Here is a 5,421-nt window from a genome sequence, read left to right as displayed (position 1 = left end):
GATCCGACGGATCGCCCCGACCGCGGACGCCGGATCCCGGCGGGCCTCGACCGCCAACCGAGTCGCACGCTCACGCAGCTCATCGTTGTACTTCTTCGGTGCGGGCATCGCTGGTGTTCCTCCCAGGTTTCGATGTCTCCATCAAACCCGGTGCGGAACAGTGGGCGCCGAGGCTCGGGCTCTGGGCCATGGGGGTATCAGGCTGGTAGCCCGAGCTGCTGGGGTTGCGGAAAGTACGGTGTCACGCGGGGTATCGGAGTTGGATGCCGGCGATGAACCGATGGGCAGAGCCCGCCGGTCGGGCGGGGGCCGCAAACGGCTCGTCGATCTTGCGCCGGGGTTGCGGACGGCGTTGCTGTCGTTGGTCCAGCCGGACGAGCGCGGTGACCCGACGTCGCCGCTGCGGTGGACGACGAAGTCGACCCGCAAGCTGGCCGAGGAGTTGACCCGGCAGGGCTGGCCGATTTCGGCGGACACGGTGGCTGACGTGCTGCGTGGGGAGGGCTTCAGTCTGCAGGCCAACGCCAAGACGATCGAGGGCAGGCGGCATCCGGACCGCGACGCGCAGTTCCGCTACCTGAATGAGCAGGTCAAGGACCACCAGGCCACCGGGGATCCTGTGGTCAGCGTGGACACCAAGAAGAAAGAACTCGTCGGGCTCTACAAGAACGGCGGACGGGAATGGCAGCCGGCCGGTGAGCCCGTCCAGGTCAAGACGCACGACTTCGTCGACCGGGAGGTCGGCAAGGCGATCCCGTACGGGATCTACGACGTCACCGCCGACACCGGCTGGGTCAACGTCGGCTGCGATCATGACACCGCCGCATTCGCGGTCGCCTCGATCCGCCGCTGGTGGTCCTCCCGCGGCGCAGGCGACTATCCGCATGCCCGCAGGCTGCTGATCACCGCCGACGCCGGCGGCTCCAACGGCTACCGCACCCGTGCGTGGAAGACCGAACTCGCGGCGCTGGCCGCCGAGACCGGCCTTGAGATCACCGTGTGTCACCTGCCGCCGGGAACCTCGAAATGGAACAAGATCGAGCACCGGCTGTTCTCCCACATCACGATGAACTGGCGCGGCAGACCGCTGACCAGCCACGACATCATCGTCCAGTCGATCGCGGCCACCACCAGCCGCGGCGGCCTGTCCGTGCACGCTGAACTCGACACAGGCACCTACCCGACCGGGATCCAGATCAGCGACGCGCAGATCACCGCGCTGCCGATGAGACGGCACCGCTTCCACGGCGACTGGAACTACACCCTGCACTCCCGCCACGAGCAGCCTTCGCCGCCACACGCCCGGCACAGCGAAGGCCACCCAAGCCGCGAACACGCCCAGGACAGGGCCCTGCTGTCCCACCCGGCACTGACCGGTATGCCCCGGCACCACCTCGACAAGCTAGCCGCCGAGCTGGCCGAATCCCAAGCCCGGCAGCGTGAACAGGACCGACGGGAACGCCGTGGCGCCGAACGCCGCCGAGCCGCCGGAGCGGGGCCACCGATCAAGCTCGCCGACGCCAACCGGGTCCTGGCCACCGTGCTCTACCTGCGCAAACTATGCACACAAGCCGTCCTGGCCGACCTGTTCAACGTTGACCGAAAAACGATCACCATCGCTGTCGCGCAGACTCGTCCACTCCTCGAGCAGCACGGACACGCCATCACGCCGTCAACGGCCCGGTTCCCCACACGAGCAGACCTCATCGCCTTTCTTGCCGACGAAGACAGCCCGCCCCCACAAGAGATCAAATCCGCGAGTTAATCATCTGCGAACCCTAAGTAGCCGAGATCAGTGCATCAGTGTCTGAGGGATGCGCGGCGTTGGGAAGCTTCGATGATTCGTTGCTCGCTTGTTGGAGGCGGCCGTCCGGCACGCACTCGGCGCGGCCGGTGCGGCCCGGCCCGTAGCGGCGGGTGAAGGGATAAATGGCTTGCCCAGGTGCCGGGCTGAAAGTTTGACTCTCGCCATGCCTTCCCCCTCACCGATCTTCGTTGCTGGTACGGGTCGTTCGGGAACGTCACGGATCGCCGACGTCATCGGCGAACATCCGCTGATCCATCGGATTCCCATGGAGACCAAGTTCCTCATCGACCCTGGTGGCCTGCGGGACCTGGCCGACGCGCTCACCGATCGATACGACCCCACCGTCGGTGAGGACGCCCTGCATCGGCTGAGCGACTTCCTCACCGTACGAGTGCCCGGCCGGCGCGACGATCGCGGCAAAACCGTCCCCGAGCTGGTCGGCGAGCGGCGCTACCGGGACGCGGTGCAACAGCTCTGGCCGCAGTTGATCGCCGACACATACGACGAACCTGCGCCCGCGGAAGGCTTCGGCAACGCTGACCGGCCTGCGGGGCCGTTCGGGCCGTCGAGCCGCCGGCGGGTGGTCCCCAGGTATTTCAGTGACCGGGGGGAACTGCTCGGAATCTTGCGGGGCCTGATCGACACTCTGTTCGGCGGAGCAGCCGCCGACGTGGGCAAGCCGACCTGGTGCGAGAAGACACCGTTCAACCTGCTGTGCATGGAGTTCCTCTGGGAACTGGTCCCCGAAGCGACCATCGTGCACATCAAGCGTCACCCGGTCTCAGTGCTCGCATCCCACCTGGCCCAGCCATGGGCGCCATCCACCGTCGATGGCGCGCTCGCCTACCTCAAACCGGTCTACCACCGATGGCTCACCTGGAAGAACACGGTCGACCTGACGGGCAGACGCTACATCGAGGTGAAAGCAGAGGATCTCGCAGCTGACTGGCCCGGACAGCGCAAGGCCCTGTTCGAACGGCTCGACGTCGGCGACTTCGACACCCCTTCAACGTTTCGGTCGCATAAGCTAACCAAGCGCAACAACCAATTCGACGACGAAACCCGCGAGTTCATCGAAGAAGCACTCGGCAATATCGTCCCGGCCATGGGATATGAGTGACGGTTCTGGCTCTCCACCTGGACGACGCCGCGCCGCCCCCTTCGAACGCCCGGTAAACGCTGCGTCAGCCGAACCGAATCGCAGACCACTCGTTCCCAAGTTTCCGGCTGTCTATTGAGCCCGCGCTATGGGCGGGTGCACGCTTCTGCCGCGATCAGCGCGGTGAGGTGTCGCAGATCAATCGACGGAGGGCAGCAGATGCTGCTGCGGATCACCTCGCCGGGCACCACAAGGGCTACCAGCCTCCCCGGACGGGGCCGAGGTCGTTCGTCCGGTAGGGCGCTCCACCTTGTCCCCGTCCGGGGAGGCTGGACGGTCTACGACCGCCCGACGAGGAGATCCTCTTCCACCGCTAAGCCCGTAGCCGCTCATAAGAAGCTGTAGGCCGGGCCACCCACGGGCCAGTAACCGTGGCGCGCAGCGGTCATGAGCGGGCACGAGCGGCGTTCGGCTCTGCCGCCGGCCGCGGGCGTTTCTGGCACCACGGCCCCTTGAGCACGCTCTTCCAAACTGCGGTCTTGTCGGCACGCCGCCTGGGTCGCGTAGTGTCCGACCAGTGACGCCCGCGCACCTAGCCGTTGAACACGAGGACCTGCCAAAGCTGCGAGAGCTCCTCGATGCCGGGGCCGACCTCGAAGATCCGGACGAGCAGGGTTTCACACTCTTGCTGCACGCGATCGACATCGAGAGGGACGGAGCCAACCAAACGGGCGAGCCCCTGCACGTCTCGATGACCGCGTTTCTGCTGGCGCGCGGGGCGGACCCGCTGCGGCGGGATTGCCTGGGCATGACGCCGCTCGACTTCGCGGAGACGACCGGGCACTGGCTCGCTGCGGAGTTGATCCGTGCGTGGACACGCCGCTGGTCACAAAGACCCGGGTGCGGGTGGGCCTCGCAGGATCTGGTTGAGCGCGACCCGCCCGGTGGAGAGCCGACGTTCCGGACAGGCGGGTGGTCCGCATCCAGTCCGCAAGAGGCCCATGGATGGCGGGGGAGCGGTGACAGATGTCGAGAGCTGTTTCCGCTGCTAGAGCAACATGTGCCCAGGTTGCCGGAGTCGACATTTTGATCTCATAATCCCGCGGTCGCCACGCCGACCCTTGACGACTGCCACTGAGACTCGGCTAGTAAGGCGCCCATCTTGTCCCGTCCGGGGGAGGCTGGACGGCCCACGACTGCGACGAGGAGATCCGCTCCACCGGTTCCGGCTGACCGTTTGTTGCCCAGCGCGAGCCATTCCGCCGTGCGTGACAGACAGACACTCCAGTCAAGAGGCAGATGGTAGTGCTGTCAGCACCGCATCGAGGAAGCCAGTTGAATTTGGAGAAATAGTCAAGACCTGTGGATCGTGTCAGGCGACTTGCTGATCACCTCCTGATTCGTCGGTTCGGTCGATCAAGTTGAACATCCGCGGGCGAAGACGTCCCCCGCGCCGTCCGTTGCTTCCCCGATGACGGATCTCGTTCCGGTGTCATGCCGAATGTTGTCTTCGTCGTGGCGGTGGGCGCCTCGGTGCCGGTCAGCCGCTGACATGGGCGGTGTTGTTGAGCCAGTGCTGGGCGAGGTCGGTGTCGCCGTCGACGCTGATGTTGGTGGCTTCGCGGTCGGTGAGAGGGAGCCGTCGGGTCAAGGTCAGCAGCAGCGATTGTGCCGGGCCTGTCGCCGTCACATCGGCCTGCTGGGTTCCGGGCTGCCACGTCGCCCCGTCAGGCCGCCGTTCGACGAACCAAGCGCCCGTGTCGTCCGTGGTGTCGATGGCCAGCCATTGCAGGGTCTGCCCGGTGCCCCGGATGGCGTGGGCGGACTCGGACCGTTGCATCTCCCACGTGGGGGAGGTGAGCATCGCGAGGTGGTTGCTGATGAGCGCGGCTGCGATGTCGGCGTCAATGTCGGCCGGTCGGCCCGCCGCGTTGGCTGCGTCAAAGCCGTGGACGACCGCCTCGTTGAGGACGCTGGACATCCAGAATCGCGCTCCGGACCGCTCGTCCCCCGCCGGGTTGAACACCGGCGCGTCGAGCGCGTCATCGGAGCACGCGTTCGCGGCCCGCTGCGCGGACTCCGACAGCCACGCCTGCCACTTGCGGGGGTCGGTGGGGAGTACGGCCATCTCCGTGGGCAGCTGTGTGGGGTCGGTGATGCGCCGCTCGATGATCTCCGCGACCCAGTACTGGGTCTGGCCCACGTGCTCGACCAACTCAGTGATGGTCCACTCCGGTGTTGTCGGCACGGCGGCGTCAGGTCCGGCCGTGGCGGCTGATTCCGCCAGACGTCGGGTGTGTTCGACGATCGCTCGCCGGGCGCGTTCCGCGTTCAGCTCGGTCATTGAGTTGTCCCTTTCCGTAGGTTCGTTGTGCTGTGACTGACTCGGCGTGCCGGTCGAACTCATCGGTGACCCGTGGACGGGGATGTCAGGCGACTAGGCCGTGTTTGGTAAGGGGTCGGCGGGTGGTGAGGTGCCGGCGTGGCGGTGATCGATAAAGGCTGAGGTCTCCGG

General features: G+C 66.4%; 4 protein-coding genes. 2 read left to right on the top strand and 2 right to left on the bottom strand.

What is annotated here, in order from left to right:
• The first annotated feature begins 160 nt into the window (after positions 1-160).
• A complete protein-coding gene (locus B0E53_RS32775) occupies positions 161-1,765 on the top strand; it encodes an ISAzo13 family transposase (protein WP_107079500.1) in 1,605 nt (534 codons plus the stop codon).
• 205 nt (positions 1,766-1,970) lie between these two features.
• The gene (locus B0E53_RS32770; RefSeq protein WP_107079499.1) at positions 1,971-2,927 is read left to right on the top strand and encodes a sulfotransferase; all 957 of its coding nucleotides are present in this window, start codon (positions 1,971-1,973) and stop codon (positions 2,925-2,927) included.
• A gap of 571 nt (positions 2,928-3,498) precedes the next feature.
• Here B0E53_RS32770 and B0E53_RS38110 read toward each other — a convergent pair.
• Complete coding sequence (locus B0E53_RS38110; RefSeq protein WP_168215469.1) at positions 3,499-3,651, bottom strand: hypothetical protein; 153 nt, start codon at positions 3,649-3,651, stop codon at positions 3,499-3,501.
• Positions 3,652-4,446: 795 nt separating this feature from the next.
• Entirely contained in the window at positions 4,447-5,250 is an 804-nt protein-coding gene (locus B0E53_RS32760) for a maleylpyruvate isomerase family mycothiol-dependent enzyme (protein ID WP_107079498.1), read from the bottom strand.
• Positions 5,251-5,421: the final 171 nt, after the last annotated feature.

Origin of the sequence: Micromonospora sp. MH33, from assembly GCF_003013775.1 — a bacterium.
GTDB classification, from domain to species: domain Bacteria; phylum Actinomycetota; class Actinomycetes; order Mycobacteriales; family Micromonosporaceae; genus Micromonospora; species Micromonospora fulviviridis.
The sequence above is the reverse complement of the archived record's forward strand: the minus strand, read 5'-3'. Positions and strand labels throughout refer to the sequence as shown.